Consider the following 1,758-nt stretch of genomic DNA (forward strand, 5'->3'; position numbering starts at 1 on the left):
CCGCCGACGCGGTCGGGGGAGTGCGCGGGGTCGTCGAGTCCGTGGCCCCCGGCCTGCTGTTCGTGGTCGTGTACCTCGCGTCGGGCCAGCAGCTCACCCCCGCCCTGGTGGCGGCGGCGGGCGCGGCCGTGGTCGCGGTGGTGGTGCGGCTCGTGCAGCGCACGCCCGTCACGCAGGCGTTCTCGGGACTCGTCGGCGTCGGCATCGGCGTGATCTGGGCGTGGCGCTCCGGCGACGCCTCCGACTACTTCGCCTACGGGCTCTGGGTCAACGTCGCCTACCTGCTCGCGACGCTGGTCTCGATCCTCGCCGGCTGGCCGTTGGTCGGACTTGTCATGGGCCTCTTCCGGGCCGAGGGGCCGCTGTCGAGCAACGGCTCCTGGGGCGCCGCGGTGGCGTGGCGCGCCGATCCGATGCTGCGGCGCCGCTACGCGCTCGCCACGTGGCCGTGGGTCGCCATGTTCGCCGTCCGGCTCGCGGTCCAGGTGCCGCTGTACCTGGCGGACCAGGTCGCGTGGCTGGGCACGGCCAAGCTGGCCATGGGCCTGCCGCTGACCGCGCTGACCCTCTGGCTCAGCTGGTCGCTGGTCCGTGGGTCAGCAGCGCTTCCAGCTCAGCCTCGTCCGCTTCCCGAGCGGTGACGAAGAGCAGCTCGTCCCGGCCCTCGAGCGTGTCGTCGGGGCTCGGGGCGATCGGTCGCGCGTCCCGCACGATGCACGCGAGCACGGTGTCGGCCGGCCACTGGATCTGACCCACGCGCACGCCGGCCAGCGGGGAGTCGTCCGGGAGCGTGAGCTCGAGGATGTCCGCGCGCGACTGGTGGAACGTGAAGATGCGCACCAGGTCACCGACCGTGACGGCCTCCTCGACCATCGCGGTCATGATCCGCGGCGTGGACACGGCCACGTCGACGCCCCAGGCCTCGTCGAACATCCACTCGTTCTTCGGGTTGTTCACCCGGGCGACCGTGCGGGGGACGCCGAACTCGGTCTTGGCCAGCAGCGAGATGACGAGGTTCGCCTTGTCGTCGCCGGTCGCGGCCACGACCACGTCGCACTCGTCGGCCTTGACCTGGCGCAGGGTGGGCAGCTCGCWGGCGTCGGCGAGCAGCCAGTCGGCGTCCGCGACCTGCGAGACGCGCATGGCGGACGGCTGACGGTCGATGAGCGTGACCTCGTGGCCGTGCCCGAGGAGCTCGCGTGCGATGGAGCGCCCGACGGAGCCGGCGCCGGCGATGACGACCCTCACGCGGTCACCGCCGGGGCGCTGGTGAGGATGCGTTCGACGAGGGCGGAGGTGTCCGCCCGCATGAGCACGTGCACGGTGTCGTTCTCCTGCAGGACGGTGGTCGGCGTCGGCAGCAGGCCGTCGCCGTAGCGGGTGACGTACGCGATCCGGGCCCCGGTGGCCTCCTCCAGGACGCGCAGAGGCTTGCCCACCCACCCCTCGTGGACGTCCACCTGCGAGAGCTGGATCTGGCCGGAGGAGTCGCGGTACTCGTCCGTGGCGCCCATGGGCAGCAGCCGTCGGAGCACCTGGTGGGCGGTCCAGCGCACGGTGGCGACCGTGGGGATGCCGAGCCGCTGGTAGATCTCCGCGCGGTGCGGGTCGTAGATGCGGGCGACGACGTTCTCGACGCCGAAGGTCTCCCGCACCACGCGCGCGGCGAGGATGTTCGAGTTGTCCCCGTCGGACACCGCGGCGAACGCGAACGCGTCCTCGATCCCCGCCTGCGTCAGGGTGTCCCGGTCGAAACCG

At 72.5% G+C, this 1,758-nt stretch carries 3 protein-coding genes; 1 reads left to right on the forward strand and 2 read right to left on the reverse strand.

The features are described from left to right. Positions 1-641 (forward strand): DUF3159 domain-containing protein (locus AC1DUQ_RS21435; protein WP_477074600.1); only part of this gene is annotated, 641 nt, incomplete at its 5' end. Here AC1DUQ_RS21435 and AC1DUQ_RS21440 read toward each other — a convergent pair. After that, the gene (locus AC1DUQ_RS21440) at positions 574-1,248 is read right to left on the reverse strand and encodes a potassium channel family protein (protein ID WP_477074601.1); all 675 of its coding nucleotides are present in this window, start codon (positions 1,246-1,248) and stop codon (positions 574-576) included. The genes AC1DUQ_RS21435 and AC1DUQ_RS21440 overlap by 68 nt on opposite strands. Then, the coding region (locus AC1DUQ_RS21445) for a potassium channel family protein (RefSeq protein ID WP_477074602.1) at positions 1,245-1,758 on the reverse strand (514 nt) is incomplete at its 5' end. The genes AC1DUQ_RS21445 and AC1DUQ_RS21440, both read right to left, overlap by 4 nt.

The sequence above is a fragment of the Cellulomonas sp. P4_B5_2 genome, from assembly GCF_056402235.1.